The sequence below is a fragment of the Nostoc sp. TCL240-02 genome (assembly GCF_013343235.1).
Classification (GTDB): domain Bacteria; phylum Cyanobacteriota; class Cyanobacteriia; order Cyanobacteriales; family Nostocaceae; genus Nostoc.
Genome location: NZ_CP040094.1, coordinates 5,381,971 through 5,404,810, shown reverse-complemented (window position 1 = coordinate 5,404,810; position 22,840 = coordinate 5,381,971). Strand labels below are relative to the sequence as shown.

The window sequence follows — 22,840 nt, the reverse complement described above, 5'->3', positions numbered from 1 at the left end:
TGTATTAAACTTGCTTTGTCAAAGTCAATTTTCTTAACGAACCGCATTCGTGCAGCGTCTCGTTAGAGAAGGATGCAAAGGGCGCAAAGAAATGTGGAGTTTTGCCAAATTTAATTTGTTAGGAATCACATACAGGTAATATTTGGAGGTGATATTCATGCAGCACTTGCGTCAATTATTAGAGATAGAAAACTCAGAATTAGCCCAGTTACTGCGGTTTAGTTTGTATGGACTAGAGGCTACTTTAAATCAGGCTCGCACAGAATTGCCACTAGATCCAGGCTCTAAAATATGCGATCAGGTGTTGCAAGAACTTCATAATCTGTTGGAACCTGAACCCCCACAGCAAAATACTGGTTGGGAAGATACACCAGATGATTTAAAACTAAATCACCTGCGAGAAGCTTTCAATGCTGACTTAGAACTTAATTATTATCTGGGTAATTCCCAACTGCAAAGTACAACGGATTCTGATTTGTGGAATGAGATTCAACGCAAGCTGCTGCGAGTACCAGAAGATTTGGCTGCAACTTGGCGATCGCGCACTTTAGATTTAGCCCAAGAAGTTGGTGCGATCGCAGATAATTCTAACCTCTATCAACTTCCCTTTATCCGCGATGAAATTATCTACCCCGGACTTAGTGGTACTGTTCAAACTCAGGGATTGACCTTGTATCAACAGGCACTCTCAACTTCTAAAATTCCCCAAGGTAATGTATCTGATTTACCAGCAGCATTCCTATTTTTATATATGAATTTTATCGAAATAGACCCAGATTTACATCATGCTTTAAAGAGCGTTTTTAGCTTCGATGTCATTTCCTTACATTCCAAAACAGAACAGCGCGATCAATATATTGATGCTTTAAGCGATCGCTTCCAACGCACCCAAAAAGCTGAAAAAAACACCGATCCCCTGTCAATTCTCCGTGCTTGGATTGATATGGATGAAGCAATACATTCTCTAGTATTTATACCACCGGCTGAACGCTATTCTTGGTGGGGAAAGCTACAATATGAATCACGACGAATTCTAAAGAAAGTCGCTGATGAAGCTATTAATGCAGGTAATGAAGTGCGAATTCGCCAATTATCGGGACTTTATGCAGATATCTGTGCTTCATCCAAGGATGACTTACAACTAGACTGTGGTGGTATTCCTGGCGAAGTATTAACTTGTCTTCGAGTATATGCGCGAATCAATCAGGATGAATCCCCAGGGCGTGTAATATTTCGCTCATCACGATAAGGGAATTTTCTGACAAAGGAAAGGCAGACGATTTTACGAATCGCTGCCTTACCTAATCATCTAATGAAGGTGTAAAAACGTTGAAATCTATAGAATACCCCAGAAGTGTAAAATCCCTTGACCAGAAAACACTTCAAGCGCAACAGCAGATAAAAAACCAATCATTGCAAAACGACCGTTCCAGTTTTCGCTCTGAGGAGTGAAGCCCCAGCGCAAAGCATTAGGATCTTCTGAAACTGAAGGCGTAGTCTTTTTAACGTCTGCCATAAATAATACTCCGAGCTTTTATGTTGTAACAGGTATAACTGCCTGTAAAGTAATGTAACAGATTTTTAAGAGATTGCAACATGAAATCAAGGTAAAATCCAGTTAGTGAGTAATATGTTACGTAACCGTAGTTTTATGTTAGTAGGTTTGCGATGCTTACGATGATAAGCTACGCAGCAACAGCAAATTACAACAATTTCCCATAAATAAGGGTGGGTAATCCCTACTCGCTAGCAAATTAATATTTATACCATAACTAAATAAGTAATATTAATAGTGCAGTTGAGATACAGCAATGAATATTGACTTACTGGGATATCGTCAGAAAGTAGGCATGGGTCAAGTACAGATTGCTAATATGTTGGGGATTTCCCATGACGAAATTTGTTTTTATAAACCAAAGTATCCGTGAGTTACAACGAAATAGCAAAACTTCCTTTCAAAGGTATACAGAGCAACTTTTAACTGTGGATGCCGTCGAAAAAATTATCCGCAATCTGTACGATGACAAAAAAGAGGCAAAAGAAGGTCTTGCTGGTTATCTAGTCGAGAAGCTTCAACACGAGGCAGAACAGATAATCAAAGTAAATTCTGATAAATTAACACCTTCAATTGAAGCTTTCCTCGGCTCATACCAAGAGGCTTTACTTAAACTACCAAATTTAGATATATCCATTGAGATACCCTTCGATGCTAAAGGAGCTTTTATAGGCGGACTTACAGGACTAACTAGCATCGGTGCTTTATCTGCTTAGGCAGCAGCACTAGGAAATCTTGGTGGTTATATCCTAGTAGCTAAGTTAGTTAGTCTTTTGTCTGCACTTGGCATTAGTATTGGTGGTGGCACTGCTGCGGTAATTTCTTTTGTAGCAGCTATTGGTGGCCCAATAGTGCTAGGTATAGGTTTAGTTGCTGCATTAGCTTTCGCTGTGTGGGGATTATTTGGAGAATCTTGGCAGAAGCGTTTAGCAAAGCAAATCGTTAAATATTTTGAAGAACAGCGTGTGAGTGATAAGTTCGGAGATGGAATTGATCAGTTTTGGCGGGATACAACTAAGAGTTTTGAGAAAGGTGCTAATGCAGTAGAGGCAGACTGGAAGAAATATATTGAACACTTAACTTACGTGAGATAACTTCACCTACGACAGAATCAAAAGACCGCATTGAAGAGATGATCAAAATATTGGAGGCTGGTCATAATTTTTTCGCCGAAATTCCTTGGAAAAATATTAATTAGCAATGTTAAATAATAGCATATTCTAACTCCGACACACTATTGTTTTTTGGTAGTATATATCCTATACTCCTATACACTGTAAAGTCCTGTTGAGAGGACTTTTATTATTAATTGACATTCCTAATTACATATAGTAGCTGAGGTGTAGTGCGGTGAGTCAGGTTTTAAGCTTGGAATTAAGTGATGAAGTTTATGCGGTATTGCAGCAGCAAGCAAAGGTTGCAGGCGTATCCCTTGCAGAATTAGTAGCTACTTCCATAGAACAGCAGTATGGTTCTTCAAGACGTGAAAAGTCACAAGCCGAAATAGAGAAAGAAGCCGCTCGGCAACGTTTCCGAAGTCATGCTGGAGCCATTAACCTGGGTTATGCTACAGGAGCAGACAATGAAAGTATTGATGCTGATTTAGTCAGAGCATACAGCGATACATCTGAGGAAACAAATTGAGTGCTTCTACTTGATACATCTGGTCTACTTTGCTATGTCCACACTGGTGAGCCAGAACATAAAAAAGCAGTTGAGTTTCTGGATAATGTTACCGTGAGCTTAACTCATAGCTATGTATTAGCAGAGTTTGTTGCACTAGCTCAGGTTCGTCGCTTTCCACGTATAGCAGCACTACAATTTATTATTGATTTGTTAGAAAATCCCGATATCGAGATGGTATGGATAGATGAGTTGTTACATCGAGAAGCTGTTAAACTTCTGATGGCTCGGCAAGACAAAACTTACTCTTTATGCGATGCTGTTAGCTTTGTATTGATGCGTCAGCGTGGTGTCACTGAGGCACTAACCACCGATCGCCATTTTGAGCAGGAGGGCTTTCGACGTTTGTTATTACCCCCAGTATGATGATTCCTAATTATGCTCAAAAGTCCTCTGCGGTACCCTGGTGGTAAGTCGAAAGCAATAAATCAAATATCTGAATATTTACCAGATAGCTTTTTGGAATTTCGAGAGCCTTTTGTGGGTGGTGGTTCTGTATTTATCTATTTAAGACAAAAGTTTCCGCATATTAAGATTTGGATTAACGATTTAAACCGCGAGCTATTCTTATTCTGGAAGTTTGCCCAATCCGCTCTAGCTCAATTAGTTCAAGAAATTCGGCATATTAAAATTAAATATACAGATGGTAAATCACTATTTACAGAATTAACTAGTGTAGATGTCAATAATTTATCTGATTTAGAAAGAGCAGTTCGTTTTTTCGTACTCAATAGAATTACTTTTTCAGGAACTGTAGAATCAGGTGGCTTTTCCCAAGAAGCTTTTCATAAAAGATTTACTAATTCTTCGATAGAACGATTAGAAAAATTAGAAGGCATTTTATCAGAGAATGTCCAAATTACTAATCTTGATTATAGTTATCTATTAAAATCAGCAGGAGAAGATGTATTTGTATTTTTAGATCCACCATATTTTAGTGCTACAAAATCAAAGCTATATGGTAAAGATGGTGACTTGCATACCTCTTTTGAGCATCAAAGATTTGCTGAACTTTTGCAACAATGCCATCATCGCTGGCTAATTACCTACGACGACTCATCGCCAATTAGAGAAAATTTTCAATGGGCTAATATCTCAGCATGGGAATTGCAGTATGGCATGAATAACTATAAACAGAGTGGTGCAGCGAAAGGAAAAGAGCTATTCATTACTAACTATGAAATTAAACTTTATTTAGATAAAAAAGCAAAAAATCAGAAGCTTGTTGATCCAGCTTTGCAGTTGAGCCTTGATATTTCAACCTAATTTTAATAACGGTCAATTTTCCGGTAGGATAGCTCCCATACCCTTCAACCTAGCTACACCCTACCAAACCAGAAACCTTAGCTATGACAACTTTTCCAATCTCTGCTCAAGAAGCCTCTGCTAGCTGGTATATGCTGCTGCAACAATTAATAGATGGCCAATCCTTATCCCGTACTCAAGCTGCTGAATTGATGCAAGGTTGGCTTAGTGAAGCGGTTCCCCCAGAGTTATCAGGGGCTATTTTAACAGCGCTGAATTTTAGAGGCATTTCTGCTGACGAGTTGACTGGTATGGCTGAAGTATTACAATCTCAATCAAGTCTGGGGACACTTCGACAAGCTCAGTGCATCGCTGGGGACTGGGGACTGGGGACTGGGCAAAAATCTGCTCAATCTCTAATGCCTGTAATAGATACCTGTGGCACTGGTGGAGATGGTTCATCAACCTTTAATATTTCCACAGCCGTTGCTTTTGTTGCTGCTGCATCTGGCGTACCTGTCGCTAAACATGGCAATCGTTCAGCGTCAAGTCTCACGGGGAGCGCAGATGTATTGGAAGCCTTGGGTGTAAACTTAAGCGCATCCAGTGACAAGGTGCAAGCCGCATTACAAGAGGTGGGGATCACTTTCTTATTTGCACCTGGTTGGCATCCAGCATTGAAAGCGGTTGCCCAATTGCGGCGGACTCTCAGGGTAAGAACGGTGTTTAACTTGCTGGGGCCGTTAGTAAATCCTTTGCGTCCAACTGGGCAAGTAGTGGGGCTATTTACTCCCAAACTTTTGGCGACTGTTGCCCAAGCATTAAACAATTTGGGCAAGGAAAAGGCGATTGTTTTGCACGGGCGAGAAAAACTTGATGAGGCTGGGTTAGGAGATGAAACTGACTTAGCGGTTTTATCAGATGGAGAAGTGCAGGTAACTACCATTAATCCCCTAGATTTGGATCTAACACCTGCCCCCATAGGTATGCTTCGGGGTGGCGATGTGCAAGAGAATGCGGCGATTCTCAAGGCGGTACTCCAAGGTAAGGGAACTCAGGCGCAACAAGATGCGGTTGCCTTAAATGCGTCGTTGGCGCTGCAAGTAGCGGGTACGATCGCACTCCTTGATCACGCCCAAGGGATTAAAATCGCTAAGGATATCCTACAAAGCGGGGCAGCTTGGACAAAGTTGGAGCAGTTAGTTGAGTTTCTGGGGAATTGATTTGCGATCGCAATTGCGGCCGAAACTCTACTACATTCCGTTTAATGGTGACATCGTAGTTACCAAAAAAGTCATGTCCTAAAAGTCCAGTTTCTAGATCCGCACCTGCGATCGCTACTGGTACTTTATTCACTATTACCCCACCAACTGCCATCGAATTAACATAGCCCACAGGAAATTCTACAGCCCTGGAACTCGCGGTATTTGCCTTAGCTCTCCCCACTGTCACGATTCCCAAAGCATTGGCCATCTCTTGGGTGATGACAGTGCCACTGGCTCCTGTATCCACAATCATCTCAAATTGTTGCTGGCCATTGAAAGTGACTTCCACAATTGGCGTTCCACCAAGTCGCCTTTTAATTGGGGCTGTAAACACTTGCTGATCTGGAATCACTACTGCTGATGACGGCAAAGCTGGCTTTATTGATAACGGTTTTGTTTCTTGTGGAGGCAAAGTATACTTTGGTGTAATTGCTGTTTGTGGAACTACAACTACTATCCTCTTCGGTTCAGCAAGGCGAACAGGGCGAGGAGCAGCTTGTTGTTGAGCATATTTAATTTGGCGGCGATATTCAGTGATTTTGGTTTGAGCGATCGCAAATTCCGGGCTTTGTCGCCGCACTCTTTCCATCAGCGCGATCGCATCCTGGTACTGATTCGCTACCAAAATCCAATCACTTGGAGATTGAGCAGAACGGCTGATACTCCAAGCGCCAACTGCTTTGTCTAAACCCTGTTCAAAAAGACTTGGTTCGCTTTCAGACGGCTCTAGCGGCTGTACTTCTGGGGTAACTGCTGGTGTTGGTGGTTCGACGGCAGGTTCTACTGATGCCAAATCCCCAATTGGCGCGGGTTGCTCATTGCCACCAGTCACAGTGTTCTGTTTGTCTTCACTACAAGCAACACACAAAACCGCGAGAGCGCTTGATACTAAAATTAGGGTTGCACGGGATAAAAAAGACTGAAGCATAATTAATTTTAACCGTCCAAGCTTTGCCAGATCCACTCCCGCCACTTTAAATTCCCAATTTAATTTTAATTAACTATCCAAAAAACTCCCAATTGTCCAACTCATGGGATAATTAACAATCGCAGTATTGGAGACTGGAGACTAGGGACTGGGGACTAGGTGGGGAAGAGTTTTCCCAATCCCCAATCCCCAATCCCCAATCCCCAATCCCCAATCTCTAATCCCCCAATCTACTATGCCCCTGACTGACGCAATGCCTGCTTTACTTGTCCTGGCAGATGGAACTACTTATCGCGGTTGGTCTTTCGGTGCGACGGGAACCGCGATCGGAGAAGTGGTGTTTAACACTGGCATGACCGGATACCAAGAAGTCCTAACTGACCCTAGTTACTGCGGTCAGATTGTCATTTTTACCTATCCTGAATTAGGCAATACTGGGATTAATCTTGAAGATGAGGAATCAGATGGCCCCCAGGTGCGGGGTGCGATCGCCCGAAATATTTGTCCGCGACCGAGTAACTGGCGATCGACACAATCCTTACCAGACTACCTCAAACAAAACCAAGTACCAGGGATATACGGCATCGATACCCGTGCCCTCACCCGCAAAATTCGGATGTTTGGAGCCATGAACGGTGGTATTTCCACAACCATTCTCGATGAGGCAGAATTACTAGAACAGGTACTAGCGGCTCCCAACATGGCGGGATTGAATCTGGTTCGCGAAGTGACCACATCAAAGGCTTATGAGTGGTCAGATCCCACAATTCCAGCTTGGGAATTCAACTCTGAGGCTGCGGAAAATCCTGGGGAAGCCTTTACTGTTGTTGCTCTTGACTTTGGCATAAAACGCAATATTTTGCGACGCTTAGTAAGTTACGGCTGTCGGGTAATTGTTGTGCCTGCTGATACGCCACCAGAAGAAATCCTCAATTACAATCCAGATGGTGTGTTTCTTTCTAATGGCCCAGGCGATCCTGCTGCCGTGACCGGAGGGATTGCAACTGCCAAAGCGCTTTTGTTAAGTCAAAAACCCATCTTTGGTATTTGTATGGGGCATCAAATTTTAGGTCATGCATTAGGGGCAGAAACCTATAAACTAAAATTTGGTCATCGTGGTTTAAATCAGCCTGCGGGTTTACAACAACGGGTAGAAATCACTAGCCAAAACCATAGTTTTGCTATTGACCCAGATTCTTTACCTACAGCAGTTGTGGAAGTCAGCCATCTGAATTTAAACGATCACACCATTGCCGGGGTACGTCACAAATCTCTACCTGTATTCTCTGTACAGTATCACCCAGAAGCCAGTCCTGGTCCACATGATGCTGATTACTTGTTTGAGCAATTTGTTCAAGCCATGCGAACAGCACGTCAAGCCGCAACAGCCGAGGTTAGGTAAATTGGGACTGGGGACTAGGGACTGGGGACTAGGGACTGGGGACTAGGGAAGAGCTTTCCCAGTACCCAGTACCCAGTACCCAATCCCCAATGCCCAATCCCCAATGCCCCAAAAGATTGTAGACAACATGCTCAAAAACCATCTATACTTGAGCGTTCACTTTAACTCATGAGGAGGGAATTATTGCTGAGCCACTGAATCTAACCGTTAGCCTGAGGGGTACTCGTGAAGTCCGGGATAACTGCCAGCTATTCCGCCTCACAGGTTTGTTAGATGCCTTTTCTGAGCCTACATTTCGCAAAGTGCTTGGCAGTAAGATTGAAGAGGGCCCTAAGCACATTATTTTGGATCTCTCACAAATCGACTTTATTGATAGCTCTGGCTTGGGCGCTCTGGTGCAGCTAGCCAAGCAGGCTCAAACGGCTGAAGGCACTTTGCAAATTGTCACGAATGCCCGCGTAACTCAAACGGTCAAGCTTGTTCGTCTAGAGAAGTTTCTCTCCCTGCAAAAATCAGTTGAAGAAGCTCTAGAAAACGTCAAGTAGTCTTGATTGCTGGAACCGAGAGATCAATTTGGCTATCCAGATTCAACATCGGGTAGCTTAATTTTTAAAACTTCTGGTTTTTTACCTCTCTTCTCATGGGAGAGGCAAAAAGCCAGTTGAGCTATAATAATTATATTGAAAGTTGAGAAATAATTAGAGTTATAAACACCCAATCGTTGGGTATATAATTATTGGCTAGAATATCGGATAAATAATCAAGTCGGAAAAAGTTATAAAAAATACAAAGTTAACATATTTGTATATATAAACTCGACTTGATCGTGTATAATTGGAAATTGTCGCTTACTAAGTAAGTATGGCAATGTGATCGCGCAACAGGGTGTATTTGATATTCAAATTTTACCCTATCTTAGATACAGACTACAATAAGTAGGCAGAATTTGGTTTATGGGCGTTAACATCAGCGTGATTTTAAATACCGAATCTAAATCAAAAAGATGAAATTAGTAAGTAATTTTGATAGTATTGATTATGCTAAGTATACTATCATGGCATACTTCCTAAAAATCAGTCTTTGCGAAGAATGCCTGCCAAATCTAGCCCGTCAAGGAATGATTTATTTGTGAAGTCACAGGAGGAACTATTAGATGGACAAGATGAAACTCCTAAGCAGAGTTTATCTTGGAATCAAGCACTCTTGGCAACCACAGGGTCATTCCAACAGATTTCCCTCTCACAAGTGCAACAAATTTCTCCTACTGCTTTAGCATATTTGGGGGATGCAATTTATGAGTTGTATGTTAGAATGTTCTATCTGCTGCCATTGCAGCGGTCAGGAATTTACCACAGTCTGGTAGTGGAGCAGGTAAGAGCAGAAACACAAGCGCTACATTTGCGATCGCTAACTCCTCATTTGAGGGACACCGAATTAGAAATTGTCCGACGGGGTAGAAATGCCGCTACAGGCCGCCCTAAGCGACTTAATCCCGAAATTTATCAACAGGCAACTAGTCTAGAAACTCTAATAGGCTACTTATATCTCACCGATTACCCGCGTCTAACCGAACTGTTGCAAATGCTTCATGTAGAAAAAGAGTGAAAACTCAATTTCACAACAATAGGTACAGCAGTAGATGAAGTTCCAGAAATTACGGTAATCGATATGTTCAACCATAAGTTATATCCATAAATCAAATGCAGAATCAACCCAGAAAAATCATTAACACTCCTACTGGCGAACCAAAGCGTGGGAAACCCATAAAAATTAAAGGTAAGCGTGTTATTAGTAATCCCACTCGCAGTCCCCGAAAAATAGATAGTAACCCCATTTCTGCGGCAAATCCCACTCGCAATCCCCGCAAAATAGATAGCAACCCGATTTCTGCGGAAAATCTCACTCGCAATCCCCGCAAAATAGATAGCAACCCGATTTCTGTGGAAAATCCCACTCGCAATCCCCGAAAAATAGATAGTAACCCCATTTCTGGTAATTCCCGACAACGAAATAGCAACTTCTCCGAGTCGCGTGTATCTGCACAACCCACAGAAGAAGATAACGATCTTATCTACGGTCGCCATCCAGTATTGAGTGCATTGCAAAAACAGCGTAACCTCAACCGCATCTGGATTACTACACGTCTGCGCTACGATCCCAGCTTTCACCATTTTCTCTTGCAAGCTAAGGAAAATGGCACAGTTATTGATGAGGTTGAACCCAAGCGCTTAGACTATCTCACCAATGGGGCGAATCATCAAGGTGTAGCGGCACAAACTGCTCCCTACGGCTATATTGAATTGCCCGATCTTATTGAACAATCTAAATCTGTAACCGATCCCGTTATTATAGTTGCTGACGGAATTACCGATCCCCACAACTTAGGAGCCATAATTCGCACCGCCGAAGCAATAGGCGCTCAAGGATTAGTAATTCCCCAAAGAAGGGCATCTGGAATCACTTCTACTGTGATGAAAGTGTCAGCAGGTGCGTTAGAAAACTTTGCTGTATCTAGAGTTGTCAACCTCAGCCGCGCTTTAGAAGAATTAAAAGAAGCTGGCTTTTGGATTTACGGCGCTGCTGCAACTGGAAGCGAACCTTTGCATACTGTAAACTTTAAAGGCCCAATAGTTTTGGTAATCGGCTCAGAAGGCGAAGGTCTGGGTATGTTGACGCAGCGTTCCTGTGATTTTTTGGTGTCGATTCCTCTGCAAGGTAAGACTCCCAGCCTGAATGCCTCGGTAGCAGCAGGGATGGCGCTTTATGAAGTTTATCGCCAGCGATCGCTAAATACGCATTATTTAGATAAGTCACAAAAAATTTCTTTGAAAAAATAACAGTAACAGAGTATAAAGAAATGTAAAAGATAATAAAGCAACCATATCGTTTAACACCCTGTAGACGTTCATAAATCAACGAAAATCATGAAAACCCTTTGGCATAACCTCAAGGAAGTGTTGATTAACACATTCGACTCCATCGGCTTGGCTTGGTGGGTAGAGATTGTGACGCAAAATCCCCGATGTACTTACTACTTTGGGCCATTTCTGACTTCTTCTGATGCAAAATTCTCAAGCATTGGATACATAGAAGATTTGGAAGTCGAAGGAGCTACGGGGATTGCCGTGCGTGTCAAACGTTGTAAACCTAATACCTTAACAATTGCTGAAGACTTGGGGGAAAGATTTGACCGCAAAGTACAGCCTGCCTTTGGCGGTCAGATTTAAGTTAGGCGAAAATCAGGATAATTCATAATTCGTAATTTGTAATTTCAAGTTCTGATTGCGAATTATGTGGTTCAGAAGTAAAAACTCTTGGACTATTGAATACCAATTACCTGCGGATGTTCTTCCAGCCAATGGTCAATGTCATTCAGCATCTGCTGGGGGACTTCCCAAGGGAAAAGATGGGCGGTGTTTGAATAGCACTGCCACTGAGAATTTTGGAGGTGTCGAGCAGTTTCTAAGCTCGAATCAGATGTAATGTGGCGGTCTTGATCGCCAGCAAGTACTAAACTTGGACATTGGATTTGTGACAGGTCTGAAAGCCGATTGTATCCCGATTGAATGGCACTATAGAGGGCGCGAGTAGCAGCAGGAGAGGTTTGCAAATAAGCTGGTACTGCTTCTTTGGCGATATATTTATAAGTTGTGGATGTATGTTGTTGAACTAAGTAGCGGAAAAGCGATCGCTTACCAAAAGTTTCAATATTCCATTGCCAACTCGGTTTTATATAGTTTAATAAGCCAGCAACGCCAGTATATAAATTATCCTGCCAAGTTATAGGAGGATGGCTACCACGGGGTTTTGCGGCTGTCGCTACTAAAATCAGCCCTGTAATGCGCTCTGGTAAACGCAATGCCAATTCCATTGCCAAAATGCCCCCAAGTGACCATCCCAATACTAGGCATTTTTCAATATTTAAGCGGTCTAGCAGCGCTTCTAAATCAGTTAAATGGTCATTCATATCAAAATTGCCATTCCAGCGACTTTTGCCATATCCGCGTAAATCAGGGGCAATAGTTTGATAGCGTTTTGATAAATGATTAGTGAAGACAGAAAGACTACGACCAGTACCCGGATGACCGTGTAAACCCAGAATCGGGAATCCTTTACCTTGGATGTAAACATTGAGACGTGCAGCAGTGCTAGGATGGCGATCGCTCATTACTTGTCGTTCTCCTGTTTAGCGAACACAGCGATCGCTTCAGTCTTTTGTGCCGTCTGCTCTAGAATCGCCTCAATCTGGTCTAACCTTTCTTTCATAGTAGTTAGTTATATTATTCTTCTATAAGATATCTATTACTATGAATTAATGCAAAACCATACTTTGTAAAGGTTGAAAATTTTTCCATACACTAACGATATTAAGAAATAGGTTCAAAAACCATTTGAGGGATCAACACTTCATCTTGTAATTGTCCAATACCTAAAAAACGATTTTCTTCATCATAAACTCGCACTATTTCAGGAACATCAAAAGTGAAAGAAATTCGCTGACCTTGACACCACTTTTGAGCAGATATTACTGGTAAGGCTACAGACGGCAGATGTTGTAAAGCTGCATCTGGACAAACGGGTTGAAATGTTCCGGCTTGTAGTTGTGCTTCTAAATCAGTCAATGTGAGACTATCTGTTAAATTAAAACCACTGCTTTCGCTACGGATTAAAGCTGCAAGAGTGCCACCAGTTTCTAAGATTGCACCTAAGTCACGAGCGATCGCTCTAATATATGTACCACTCCCACAAGCGATTGCCACATCCAATTCAGGAAAATCCCCTTCTCTCCAGTCCAAAATATCTATCCGAAAAACTTCCACTGTTCGCACTGGAACTTCCACTATTTCACCTTTACGTGCTAAATCGTAGAGGCGTTTACCATCTACTTGAATTGCACTGTAAATAGGTGGTATTTGCTCAATTTTGCCTTCAAATTGTGTTAACGCAGTTTTTATCTCTGCCAAACTCAATCCCGCACAAGCTTGAGAAGTAATGATTTCACCTTGCAAATCATCAGTTGTAGTACGCACACCCAGCCGAATAGTGGCAATGTACGCTTTATTCTCTGGCAGATATTGCAATAATCTTGTGGCTTTACCAAGGGCAATTGGTAAAACCCCTGTGGCTGCTGGATCTAAGGTTCCCGCATGTCCTACACGTTTGAGGCGCAACAATTTTCGCACCCGCGCTACACAGTCGTGGGAAGTCCAGTCAAATGGTTTGTTTAAGTTGAGAAAACCTTGAGATAACACAAAATCAATACTTACAGCTTCTAAAGTCTATTAAATACTTATTTAACGATCAAAGCATTAATATTTAGCAATCAATGATTAATTCAGCATTAATTTATACAAATTAAGTATGTTAAAGGTATTTTTTTAATCATTTTAACGAATAATACACAAAAAAAGTAGATAACGCCGAGCATATTCAGCAAATATCACGATGTCATTTCTAAGTGACAAAACATAAAATTATAATAATAAAGAAATTTTGGAGAAAACTTAATAAAAGTTTTTTTATCTCTTTAGGCTGGGCAATTGTGCTTCTATGTGCGACTCCAAGAAACAAGGATTTTCTTAAAGCTTTGATAGAAAACACTACTTATTTTGTTTTAACTAACAGAATAATTGGTGGATTGACTATTGCTCTAACATTTTTATCAAAACGACCATCGATAAACTTTGATTAACATAAATAAAATGAAAAAAACAATTTTTACTACAACATTAGTTTTTTGCTCTATGTTGGTTGTCATTGGTTGCGAATCTGGCAAGAGTGTTTCTCAACAAAATCAGGTTAATCAAGCAAATACTGCAACAGCCGCTCAAGTTAACTCTAAATCTACTTACTCAAGTCAGGTAGATAATACCAAAAGTATTAAAAAAGCTAGTAATTCAACATTAAATAAAAATAATAAGTCTAATAAAATTGATAACGATAACCCAATATTTGGAACAATAAAAGATATGCAAAGTGGAGACTTAAAATGCTACGTTACTGTTGTAGATGAAGATGGTAATTTACATGAAGGTGTAGGGGCAACATTTGAGGTTTGTGAACCAGATAAATATGTCAATCAAAAAGTAAAGATGTCTTATGAGCTAGAGAATGTCAATGATTGCCAAAGTTCTGAGCCTTGCGGTAAAACAGTCAAAGAATGGCTGATTACCAACATAGAAATTCAAGAGTAAGAATCACGAGATTTGTGTTTGAAATTGTAAGTAATGTAGATAAGCGCCATATACTGCAACAAATCAAGTTGATGATGGGGCAAGTTGACTGATTGGGAATACTTTCGGTAAGCTGACTGTAACTTTAGTTCCTTGCCCCACTTCACTAGATAAGGTAATATCGCCACCATGTAATTCTACACAACCTTTCGCGATCGCAAGTCCTAAGCCTGTACCAGGAATTGTGTCAACGTTACTTCCACGACAGAAGGATTGAAACAAATTCTCTTGATCTTTAATCGGGATACCAATTCCCCGATCTTGGATGTAAAAGATCACCTCTGATTCTTTACCGATGAGGTGGAACTCCACAGTACCACCATCTGGAGAGTACTTAATTGCATTAGACATTAAGTTAATAAAAATTTGCTGCAAAAGCCCGCGATCGCCCCAAAAGCCTTGGGTATGCCCAGTAATTTGAAAAATTAATTCGTGGCGATCGCCTGTTGTTTCTCGCTCTTGTTCGATAAGATCGGCAAAAAATTGCAATAAATCAAGCAGAATTGGCTTAAATTTGGGTTTTTCTAGTTCAAATTGGTTAACCAAAAGCATATTATCCACGAGTTTGGACATATACCTTGCTTTCTGTTCAATAATTGCTAAAAACCTTTGTTGTTTAGATTCATCCAGTTGTTGGTTATGTTTTGCCAAAGTTGATGCAGCCGCCAGAATTGAAGTTAGTGGCGTTCGATACTCGTGAGAAACCGTTGCAATGATTTGAGATTTAAATGTATTGAGTTGCTTTTCTTTGGCAAGGGCTGCTTGAGTTTGGGCTAGCAGTTCAGCTTGTTGGATAGCGATCGCTAATTGTACCGAAACTTCATTGAGCATTTCTGCATCATCAGTTTGCCATTGTCGTTCCCCAGAATTATGGTGAGCAATCAACAAACCCCAAAGCTTGGGAGTTGGGTTGCCATTGTTGCTCAAATTAATGGGAACTACTAGATTTGCATTAGTATTAAATTGCTCTTTCAGGCTGACACAATTACACAACCCAAGCTCATAAATATAAGGGATTGGGGATTGGGAATTGGGCATTGGGAATTGGGAATTGGGCATTGGGCATTGGGAAACGTCTTCCCTATTCATCAGTTCTCTGTCTTCTTGTCTCCCTTGTCTCCTCGTCCCCTTGTCCCCAGCCCCCAGTCCCCAGTCCCCAGCCCCCAGCCCCCGATCCCCAACGCGATCGCACAATTCTATAGTGCGGAATGACTCAACTGATGAGGCAACTATTTTACCGTCATTATCTGGAGCGAACTGATAAACCATGACGCGATCGCATTTCAGAAGTTGCTGTACTTCTGCTACAGCTGTATTCAAAATTTGCTCTAGGTTAAGAGACTGGCGAATTCGTAAAGCAGTTGTAGCAATTAAGCGTTGCCTTTCCTGAGTTTTGCTGAGTTGGGCTTGTAAGCATGATTGCTTGATCGCATTGCGAACTGCTAATTGCAGTACATTTTGTGTCAGATTGTGCTTAACCAAATAATCAAGCGCACCCCGTTTCATGACTTGCACAGCCACCTCTTCATCGCCCCGCCCTGTCAACATAATTACAGGCACAGAAGTCTTAAATATCTCCTGCTGCATTTGATCGAATAGTTCTAACCCACTCATATCAGGTAGGCAAAAATCCAGCAGAATGGCATCGAAGCGGATTTTTTTGCACAAAGCAAGTCCTTCTTCAGCACAGTCTGCCTCAAAAATCTGGTAGGACTGGTGCGGATCTTTCAACAGATATCGGCGATAGATTTTCCGATCTGCTGCACAATCATCAATGATGAGTAGCGTCCTTATGTCCAACATATACAAGTATGAGGATTGAGAATGTAGATCCCTTTTATCCAGATTAGTTTTTATTGCATAATTCTAAAAATAATATAAAATAAGTATAAATAAAATCTAAATTCTTTAGTAATCCTAAAGAAACATCAAATACTCAAAAACAGAAAAATGGGTAAAAAGAATCTAGCAGAGACAAACAGACACAGTGACTCAAAGAAGAAAATGTCTCTGTGCCCTCTGAACCGTCTCCTTTATTATCCTTTTTTCCCTACTGCCTCATCAACAGACAATAAATAAATTAATCCAATACTGGCGGGATATTGGCTTCAAGCCAGTAATCCACAAATGCCTGAATCGTCTTTTTTAGTTCCTGAGCATCCATCGGCTTTACCAGATATCCATTTGCGCCCTTTTGGTAGCACAACTCAATATCCTTGGGATTTGATGATGTGGTAAAAACAACGATGGGGATTTCCTTGAAACTCTTGTCTTGCTTGAGCCGATCTAAAATGTCACGGCCATCAATACCTGGCAAATTCAGATCGAGCAAGATTACAGAGGGTCGTAATGCTACTTTAGAGTTGGGTAAGTTTTCGCCTTTGCTATGGGCATCGCTCGCCTGTTGATACAGGAACTCTAAAACCTCATCCCCATTAGTACAACGATGTATGGGGTTCTGGACGGACATGAGCCGCATCAGACGTTGTAGCATCCGAAAATCTTCATTGCTGTCCTCAACAACAAGCAGAGGTTCATGAAGTTTTTTTGTCATTCGTGGTCTTAAAAGAGCTTAACAAAAATACATATTTGGTTATTATCTTAAACTATTCCAGCGTGAAATAGAAAATAGAGCCAAGGCCTACGGTAGATTCAACCCAAATTTGGCCGTTATGAAGCTCAACAATCTTCTTAACAATAGCTAATCCTGCACCTGCTCCTCCACCGTACTTTTCCTGAGAGTGCAGCCGCTTGAATAACCTAAAGATAGTTTCTAAGTGATGCTGTGGAATGCCAATACCGTTATCTCGGATATAAAAGATTGGGGATTGGGGATTGGGGATTGGGAATTGGGAATTGGGAATTGGGTATTCTCCTTGTCCCCTTGTCCCCTTGTCCCCTAGTCCCCAGTCCCTAGTCCCCAGTCCCCAGTCCCTAGTCCCCAGTTCCTCATCTAAGTAGCCAATCTCAACCCATTGCTCTGCTTTATCGTTGTATTTGAAGGCATTTCCAAGCAGGTTACTGAAGACTTCATTAACGAGAACCCGATCGCACTGAATTGTTGGTAAAGACCGGGGAATGCGAATATCCACAAGCCCGGAGTCTTGGCGACTCGCACGAAAGACATCAATTACTTGATTGAGCAATTCGTTGAGATCGGTTGCTTGCTCTCGGAGATGTGCTTGTCCTAACTGCGAGAGTCGCAGCAAAGCATTAATCAGAGTTTCCATGCGTACAGATAAGGACACTACTGTTTGCAAGCACTCAATTCCATCATTATCTAAGACTTGGGTATAGTCTTCTAGCAGCACCGTCGAAAAGTTATAAATGCCCCGCAAAGGCTCTTTGAGATCGTGAGAAGCGGCGTAGGCAAAAGATGCTAATTCTTGGTTGCTGCGTTCTAACTCCAGGTTAATTTTCGCTAATTCATCCGCTTTTGAGAGGACAATACCCACGATCGCATTACTCAGAGCGATCGCACTTTCAAGTTCACACCCTTTCCAAGGTAAAGAAGTTAATCTAACCGTTTCTTGCCATTGTTCAAAGGATTTTCGTGGAGACAGGGTATAGCTAATATCTACCTGAGCTTGAATGGATTCCTGTGGATTTCCTGCCCAGTGTACCGTTTGGATAAATTCAGGGCGAAACCAAAGAATATAATAACGCCGGACTTTAGAAATTCGCAGCAGCAACAAACCACTAGCAGTATCTTTAAATATCAGCGCTTCTGGGTAAAGCTTCGGTAGAGAATCGGTAGAAAACAGGTTATCACTAACTTGAGTATCTGCCCATTCTATTAACGCCCGCACCTCATCAATATTTGGTGTGGTTCCCACGAGGTTAATTTCATTATCCAGACAAACCGCCGCTCCAGAGGCACTGACAAAATCCAGCAAGCGGATTTCCGGTTTAATTAAGGCATCGATAAAATTATCTGCTTGGGAAATGGACTCTAAAAACTCCGACTGTAGCGATTTGAGCTTTACCTTATAGTCCCATTCCGAAGAACTAATTTTGTGCGCTAACTCTGAAGATACGATTTGTCCTAAAAATTCGCACATCTTGCGTATTTCATAAGAAATATGCTTTGTCGTTTGATGATGGCAAGATATTAATCCCCAAAGCTTCTGATCTTGAATAAGTGAAATCACCAAAAGAGCCTTCACTCCCATATTTTGATGATATTCAGCACAACACCAATCAAAACTCCGTAGCACAGAGTAGCTTAAATCAAGATGCTGATGTGTTGTCGGATTTTGCGTTGGAATTAGCTGGACAGGTTCGGCCGTCAAATCAGGAAGAAATCGGAGAAAGCAACGCGTGTATAACTCCCTAGCCTGCGCTGGAATATCTGTAGCGGGATAATGAAGTCCTAAATAAGGTGATAAATCTTCCCGTTTTACTTCTGCAACCACAGAACCCGCTTCCGACTCATCAAATTGATAGACCATTACCCGATCAAAACCGATGATTTTTTGGACTTCTTCAGCCACTAGATGCAAAAATTCTACCAGGTTTGATGTCCTTTGCATTTTTGCGATCGCTTCACCCGCCAAAGCATGAAAGCCTAAAAAACTCACCTCAGATTTTGAGTCAGTCGGTTCTAACTCCAGAATCACAACCTCTTCTGTACGATGAGCGATCGCATCAAAATCTCGTCCGCCATACGGAGTATTTATTGATACCTTAAAAGTATTAGGACTGCCAATTTTTTTTACCAAGCACTGCTTTACAGCTTCTACTTGTTGAGCTTCTAGTAAACAGTTCAATGGTTTACCAAGCAAATCTTTTGGCTCTTTACCTAAATCTACTTGGGTATTCTTGCTAACTTGCAGTATCTCTAACTGAGTACTGAGTGCTAGTAGTACACCATGAGGTTGAATAGAGCCAGGTATATGAATAGGTTTGCGATCGTGGTTAGTCAGAGCAGTCGCTTGGGTAGTAGTATTTTTAGGCTGGCTCATAAATCAACTTATGTAAAGCTGAATTTTACAATAGCGCAATTAAATGTCACATTTCTTTAAAGTATATGCCGATAAGGATGAATGCGATCGCATATCATCTATATTTGTTACAGTTTTACAGTAAGTAAGCAGAAGTAATTAGAAGATCGTGTAGGGTGTGTTACGCAAATAAATTTTACAGACGTAATTAATTACGTCTGTGCAAATCAAATAAAAATCATCACATGCAGCAATGCAACACCAATATCCAACATCCAAAATCCGAAGCTGACTATGGTGTTGGGAACTTTTTTTTTACGGTTTTGGCTCCTTGTATATCTAGAAATTGAGCTAATTCGGTTGTATTTAATGACTTGACAAGACTTAAACCAAGAGACTTACTAGAAATACTTTGAGTGTAGGCGGCGTTCAGGTAGGGCGTGTATTGCGGCTTCCCTGCAATATAGGTTTGGAAGAAAGGTAAACTTAAAACATTCATGTAACGGCGCGCTTGAGAAGCATCGCCAATCATATCAGTAGGTAATGCTACTTGTTGATTTGCAGGATTGCCATTACCAATGGTGGAAAAGTGAGTACCACCTACAAGCATGACGAGATATTTTTGTGAATTCGCAAACCAGGAGAAAGGTAAAATTTGCTCAGATAAAGCTGGTGCAACAGTATCATCACTACTGCTGACAATCATTACTGGAGTTTTGATTTGACTTAAGCCAGCTTTGCCGAAAATAGAACTAGTAATGGGATTAACTGCGATCGCAGCTTTCACTCTTTCATCCCGCAGGTTATAATCCTTGCCAGACTTGCTGATGCTCAATTCTAAAGCGCGACACTGGAGCAGTAAAGACATGTTCCAGGTTTTTTGCAGTGCTGCTGGTTGACAGTCTTGTTTTAGCTGCTCAAAGTTGATTTTTGCGCCTGCTAGGGCTAAGGCTGTGTAGCCTCCCAAAGATTGACCAAATACTCCGACTTGTTGCAGATTTAAGCGACCTTTAAACCTTGAATCAGATTGATTACCTTTTTCCAATTGATTCAATATATATGTGACATCCAAAGGTCGGTCTTGAAATTCACCTGGTTCTGCTACTTCAATGGCGTGTCCCTTTAGCAGAGAACGTAATTGTTTAGCATCGCTACCAGGATGATTGGGAACGACAACGGCAAATCCATAAGAAGATAGGTGCGTAGCTAAATATCGAAAGTTGCTGCTATCTAAACCCAAGCCGTGAGAAATCACAATTACGGGTGTAGTATTTTGAACATTAGGAATGTAAACATCAGTCAATAAAAGCCGATTGCGCTTTGAGTCAAAAAACTTTAGGGTGTATTTTTGCGACTTAAACTTGCCCGGAACCTTCAAATCAGGCAATTGTGAGAGATTTGGTTGTGGAGTGGTAGCAGCTTCTATTTTAGACTCTTGGGAAACTGCTGCGATCGCACTATGGGTTTGGTTAACAAGTTTCTCTAATTCCGTAGCTATTTCTAAAGTCTCTGCAACATCAAGACGAATGCTGCTGCTGGGATACTTACGCAAAACATTCAAAAGTGTCAAGCCTCCCGATTCAGCAGAGGCTGAAATTAGCGCCGAACGCAAAGCACTAAATCCTGGTTCTGGTTGAGAAGATTTGTTTATAATGACTTGCGCCAACCGATGCAGCAAAAATTCTCCTTGCGGTGTGTAGAGAAGTTGCGAAAGTACTACCGGACTAACTTTCACACGATTAAGTAAAATCCGTCGCAATTCTGGAAGCTGTTGTAGAGGAAGATATTGCTGATACGCTGCCAAATCTTCGTTAATTACACCTGTTTTGGCATAGTTTTCTAAAGTGTTGACTGAAATAGAAAGTTCTAAAGCTGAATAAGATGCATAAATCCGCTCTGCTGCCAAGACAGAATTACTAATTCCAAACATTGGCAGCAGTGTTGAAAGAACCAGCAATAGGGAATTTTTTCTGAGGCTGCTGGCCCAATTACCAAACAAACTATTCATCGCTCAACTGTTTCGGTGGTCTGGTTTTATCAGGTGTTGGCTTTGGTAGTTATTCGGACACCCTGCTTGGTTTACTTTAAGTTTTTAGCCTCAATTTTATCAAAACAGAATTTAGGAGTCAGCCGTTATAATTCAGTATGAATCGTGTATGACTTGCGAATGTAGAAAGCTTTATCTGACTCCTGAATTCTGATTTATGAATTCTTCTTCAAGAATTTTTTTCTTGGCTAGAAAGTCAAAAATCAGATCCTACTGTGTCACACAGATGGGTAAAGTATCCATCTTATAATGGGTGACTCCCGTAGTTCGCCTTCACTATCAAATCATAACAAATAAAAAATACTCTGCCTCAGTATTTATGTTGTAGCTTTGAATGTTGCACGGATTCTATAGATAAATAAAACAGTAAAAATCCTGAAAATCCTTACTACTAATCAGCTTTCCCTAATGCGATCGCTACTGAACCTATAACTACTAAACCTGCTCCCAATATTGCTACCAAACTGAAGTGTTCTGATGGTATCCAATCAGGTGCAATAACTGATACAACTGCAACTGATATTAATGTCACAATGGGAGCTAAAGCTATTACGGCACTTACTCGTGATGCTTCCCAATGTTCTAATGATTCGGAAAAAGCACCGTAAGCAATTAAAGTATTAAAAGCACAAAAAAGCAACATTCCTAAATGGAAAGGATCGAGTATCAAAAGTGATTTTACTTTGGCTAGAGGAGTGAATAATAAAGCACACCCTCCATAAATAATCAGCATGATGCTGGCGGAAGATAAAGATTGTAACAACTGCTTTTGTGCTAAAGCATAAATAGCCCATGACGTTGAGCCTAGCGCTATAAAAACACTACCTAGTAGATATGTTCCATGTGCTGTAATTAGATTCGTTAGTTGTTCACGAAAGAATAAAACATAACCGCAAATCATGACACTGACACCAATCCATTGATACAGCCGATAACGTTCTTTAAAAATCACTAACCCTCCAAAACCTAATAAAAGGGTAGATAATTGAATCAGAACTTCAGCGTTAGCAGGTGATGTTAGTGATAAACCCTGGGTAAAAAAGAAGTAATTAATCCCTAAGAATAGTGTAGCGATCGCTAATAATTTCCAAGAAGCAGAACGCAGTTGTTCTAACTTTGGTAACTTGCCGCGTATTCCTAAATACACAGCAAGTAGTAAAAATGATACTAAAAATCGAAACCAAACGACGGTATAGACATCAAGTACTTGCAGAATTACTGCCAGAGCAATAGGTAAAATTCCCCACAATAAAACCGTTAATAGCGATAATACCAGCCCTAAGCGCCAGCGACCAGAACTTTGATGTAGTGACATTCAAGTATCCTACTCAAAGTAGGGCTGATGAGAAGTTAAAACATATCTAATTTGCATATCTAAATTTTACAATCTTTTATTGACAATCTATATTAATAACTTAGTGAAAAAATTAAATGTAGAACGGCTTATCGACCCTACTCAATTTATTTTTAGTGCTAAATCATAGCGTTTCTTGTTCATAGAAAATTTTTAAATTGCGTAATTACTTTACATGAATATTA

At 41.0% G+C, this 22,840-nt stretch carries 22 protein-coding genes; 13 read left to right on the top strand and 9 right to left on the bottom strand.

The window, feature by feature from the left end:
- Window positions 1–157 precede the first annotated feature (157 nt).
- Window positions 158–1,249, top strand: a complete 1,092-nt coding sequence (locus FBB35_RS23155; RefSeq protein ID WP_174711591.1) for a hypothetical protein — start codon at window positions 158–160, stop codon at window positions 1,247–1,249.
- An 87-nt stretch (window positions 1,250–1,336) separates the two neighbouring features.
- Here the strand turns inward: FBB35_RS23155 and FBB35_RS23150 are convergent, their stop codons facing one another.
- Window positions 1,337–1,516 (bottom strand): high light inducible protein, encoded by a 180-nt coding sequence (locus tag FBB35_RS23150; protein WP_069071239.1) that lies wholly within the window; start codon window positions 1,514–1,516, stop codon window positions 1,337–1,339.
- 374 nt (window positions 1,517–1,890) lie between these two features.
- Between FBB35_RS23150 and FBB35_RS23145 the strand changes: the two genes are divergently transcribed.
- The 6 genes from FBB35_RS23145 to trpD all read left to right on the top strand — a co-directional run bounded on the left by FBB35_RS23145 (window position 1,891) and on the right by trpD (window position 5,706).
- Window positions 1,891–2,271 carry a hypothetical protein gene (locus FBB35_RS23145; protein WP_174711590.1) on the top strand — a complete coding sequence of 127 codons (381 nt, stop codon included), beginning with the start codon at window positions 1,891–1,893 and terminating at the stop codon, window positions 2,269–2,271.
- 57 nt (window positions 2,272–2,328) lie between these two features.
- Window positions 2,329–2,649, top strand: a complete 321-nt coding sequence (locus FBB35_RS23140) for a hypothetical protein (RefSeq protein ID WP_254625676.1) — start codon at window positions 2,329–2,331, stop codon at window positions 2,647–2,649.
- A gap of 256 nt (window positions 2,650–2,905) precedes the next feature.
- On the top strand, window positions 2,906–3,199 hold the full coding sequence (locus FBB35_RS23135; protein WP_174711589.1) for a hypothetical protein: 294 nt from the start codon (window positions 2,906–2,908) through the stop codon (window positions 3,197–3,199).
- A complete protein-coding gene (locus FBB35_RS23130) occupies window positions 3,200–3,604 on the top strand; it encodes a type II toxin-antitoxin system VapC family toxin (RefSeq protein ID WP_174711588.1) in 405 nt (134 codons plus the stop codon).
- A 12-nt stretch (window positions 3,605–3,616) separates the two neighbouring features.
- Window positions 3,617–4,504, top strand: a complete 888-nt coding sequence (locus FBB35_RS23125) for a DNA adenine methylase (RefSeq protein WP_174711587.1) — start codon at window positions 3,617–3,619, stop codon at window positions 4,502–4,504.
- Window positions 4,505–4,587: 83 nt separating this feature from the next.
- Entirely contained in the window at window positions 4,588–5,706 is a 1,119-nt protein-coding gene (trpD, locus tag FBB35_RS23120; protein ID WP_174711586.1) for an anthranilate phosphoribosyltransferase, read from the top strand.
- Here the strand turns inward: trpD and FBB35_RS23115 are convergent.
- Window positions 5,636–6,676: a TIGR02281 family clan AA aspartic protease gene (locus FBB35_RS23115; RefSeq protein ID WP_174711585.1), complete on the bottom strand. Its 1,041-nt coding sequence runs from the start codon at window positions 6,674–6,676 to the stop codon at window positions 5,636–5,638. The genes trpD and FBB35_RS23115 overlap by 71 nt on opposite strands.
- A 235-nt stretch (window positions 6,677–6,911) precedes the next feature.
- On the opposite strand from FBB35_RS23115, the gene carA reads away from it, so the two are divergent.
- From carA to FBB35_RS23090, 5 genes are all read left to right on the top strand, one after another.
- Window positions 6,912–8,078 (top strand): glutamine-hydrolyzing carbamoyl-phosphate synthase small subunit, encoded by a 1,167-nt coding sequence (gene carA / locus FBB35_RS23110; protein ID WP_174711584.1) that lies wholly within the window; start codon window positions 6,912–6,914, stop codon window positions 8,076–8,078.
- Window positions 8,079–8,257: 179 nt separating this feature from the next.
- The gene (locus FBB35_RS23105) at window positions 8,258–8,623 is read left to right on the top strand and encodes an STAS domain-containing protein (RefSeq protein WP_083782327.1); all 366 of its coding nucleotides are present in this window, start codon (window positions 8,258–8,260) and stop codon (window positions 8,621–8,623) included.
- A gap of 583 nt (window positions 8,624–9,206) precedes the next feature.
- Complete coding sequence (locus FBB35_RS23100) at window positions 9,207–9,683, top strand: Mini-ribonuclease 3 (RefSeq protein WP_174713747.1); 477 nt, start codon at window positions 9,207–9,209, stop codon at window positions 9,681–9,683.
- 95 nt (window positions 9,684–9,778) lie between these two features.
- Window positions 9,779–10,915, top strand: a complete 1,137-nt coding sequence (gene rlmB / locus FBB35_RS23095; RefSeq protein WP_174711583.1) for a 23S rRNA (guanosine(2251)-2'-O)-methyltransferase RlmB — start codon at window positions 9,779–9,781, stop codon at window positions 10,913–10,915.
- 87 nt (window positions 10,916–11,002) lie between these two features.
- On the top strand, window positions 11,003–11,305 hold the full coding sequence (locus FBB35_RS23090) for a DUF1816 domain-containing protein (RefSeq protein ID WP_174711582.1): 303 nt from the start codon (window positions 11,003–11,005) through the stop codon (window positions 11,303–11,305).
- 92 nt (window positions 11,306–11,397) lie between these two features.
- Here FBB35_RS23090 and FBB35_RS23085 read toward each other — a convergent pair whose 3' ends face one another.
- Together FBB35_RS23085 and truB are read right to left on the bottom strand one after the other, a co-directional pair.
- The gene (locus tag FBB35_RS23085; RefSeq protein WP_174711581.1) at window positions 11,398–12,246 is read right to left on the bottom strand and encodes an alpha/beta fold hydrolase; all 849 of its coding nucleotides are present in this window, start codon (window positions 12,244–12,246) and stop codon (window positions 11,398–11,400) included.
- 199 nt (window positions 12,247–12,445) lie between these two features.
- Window positions 12,446–13,330: a tRNA pseudouridine(55) synthase TruB gene (truB, locus tag FBB35_RS23080; RefSeq protein ID WP_174711580.1), complete on the bottom strand. Its 885-nt coding sequence runs from the start codon at window positions 13,328–13,330 to the stop codon at window positions 12,446–12,448.
- 450 nt (window positions 13,331–13,780) lie between these two features.
- Here truB and FBB35_RS23075 point away from each other — a divergent pair, with 450 nt between their 5' ends.
- Window positions 13,781–14,272: a hypothetical protein gene (locus FBB35_RS23075; RefSeq protein ID WP_174711579.1), complete on the top strand. Its 492-nt coding sequence runs from the start codon at window positions 13,781–13,783 to the stop codon at window positions 14,270–14,272.
- 63 nt (window positions 14,273–14,335) lie between these two features.
- On the opposite strand, the gene FBB35_RS23070 is transcribed toward FBB35_RS23075, so the two are convergent.
- From FBB35_RS23070 to FBB35_RS23050, 5 genes are all read right to left on the bottom strand, one after another.
- Complete coding sequence (locus FBB35_RS23070) at window positions 14,336–16,114, bottom strand: ATP-binding protein (protein WP_174711578.1); 1,779 nt, start codon at window positions 16,112–16,114, stop codon at window positions 14,336–14,338.
- A 277-nt stretch (window positions 16,115–16,391) separates the two neighbouring features.
- The gene (locus FBB35_RS23065; RefSeq protein WP_174711577.1) at window positions 16,392–16,865 is read right to left on the bottom strand and encodes a response regulator; all 474 of its coding nucleotides are present in this window, start codon (window positions 16,863–16,865) and stop codon (window positions 16,392–16,394) included.
- Window positions 16,866–16,917: 52 nt separating this feature from the next.
- Window positions 16,918–19,275, bottom strand: coding sequence for an ATP-binding protein (locus FBB35_RS23060; protein ID WP_174711576.1), 2,358 nt, complete (start codon window positions 19,273–19,275; stop codon window positions 16,918–16,920).
- Between the two features lie 271 nt (window positions 19,276–19,546).
- Window positions 19,547–21,262, bottom strand: coding sequence for an alpha/beta hydrolase (locus FBB35_RS23055; RefSeq protein ID WP_174711575.1), 1,716 nt, complete (start codon window positions 21,260–21,262; stop codon window positions 19,547–19,549).
- A gap of 430 nt (window positions 21,263–21,692) precedes the next feature.
- Complete coding sequence (locus FBB35_RS23050) at window positions 21,693–22,616, bottom strand: DMT family transporter (RefSeq protein WP_174711574.1); 924 nt, start codon at window positions 22,614–22,616, stop codon at window positions 21,693–21,695.
- Between the last annotated feature and the right edge of the window lie 224 nt (window positions 22,617–22,840).

Excerpts from the sequence above, each read along its gene's own strand:
- FBB35_RS23155 (WP_174711591.1), top strand. The coding sequence starts at position 158 with ATGCAGCACTTGCGTCAATTATTAGAGATAGAAAACTCAGAATTAGCC.
- FBB35_RS23150 (WP_069071239.1), bottom strand. The coding sequence starts at position 1,516 with ATGGCAGACGTTAAAAAGACTACGCCTTCAGTTTCAGAAGATCCTAAT.
- FBB35_RS23145 (WP_174711590.1), top strand. The coding sequence starts at position 1,891 with ATGACGAAATTTGTTTTTATAAACCAAAGTATCCGTGAGTTACAACGA.
- FBB35_RS23125 (WP_174711587.1), top strand. The coding sequence starts at position 3,617 with ATGCTCAAAAGTCCTCTGCGGTACCCTGGTGGTAAGTCGAAAGCAATA.
- trpD (WP_174711586.1), top strand. The coding sequence starts at position 4,588 with ATGACAACTTTTCCAATCTCTGCTCAAGAAGCCTCTGCTAGCTGGTAT.
- FBB35_RS23115 (WP_174711585.1), bottom strand. The coding sequence starts at position 6,676 with ATGCTTCAGTCTTTTTTATCCCGTGCAACCCTAATTTTAGTATCAAGC.
- carA (WP_174711584.1), top strand. The coding sequence starts at position 6,912 with ATGCCCCTGACTGACGCAATGCCTGCTTTACTTGTCCTGGCAGATGGA.
- rlmB (WP_174711583.1), top strand. The coding sequence starts at position 9,779 with ATGCAGAATCAACCCAGAAAAATCATTAACACTCCTACTGGCGAACCA.
- FBB35_RS23090 (WP_174711582.1), top strand. The coding sequence starts at position 11,003 with ATGAAAACCCTTTGGCATAACCTCAAGGAAGTGTTGATTAACACATTC.
- FBB35_RS23085 (WP_174711581.1), bottom strand. The coding sequence starts at position 12,246 with ATGAGCGATCGCCATCCTAGCACTGCTGCACGTCTCAATGTTTACATC.
- FBB35_RS23075 (WP_174711579.1), top strand. The coding sequence starts at position 13,781 with ATGAAAAAAACAATTTTTACTACAACATTAGTTTTTTGCTCTATGTTG.
- FBB35_RS23070 (WP_174711578.1), bottom strand. The coding sequence starts at position 16,114 with ATGTTGGACATAAGGACGCTACTCATCATTGATGATTGTGCAGCAGAT.
- FBB35_RS23065 (WP_174711577.1), bottom strand. The coding sequence starts at position 16,865 with ATGACAAAAAAACTTCATGAACCTCTGCTTGTTGTTGAGGACAGCAAT.
- FBB35_RS23060 (WP_174711576.1), bottom strand. The coding sequence starts at position 19,275 with ATGAGCCAGCCTAAAAATACTACTACCCAAGCGACTGCTCTGACTAAC.
- FBB35_RS23055 (WP_174711575.1), bottom strand. The coding sequence starts at position 21,262 with ATGAATAGTTTGTTTGGTAATTGGGCCAGCAGCCTCAGAAAAAATTCC.
- FBB35_RS23050 (WP_174711574.1), bottom strand. The coding sequence starts at position 22,616 with ATGTCACTACATCAAAGTTCTGGTCGCTGGCGCTTAGGGCTGGTATTA.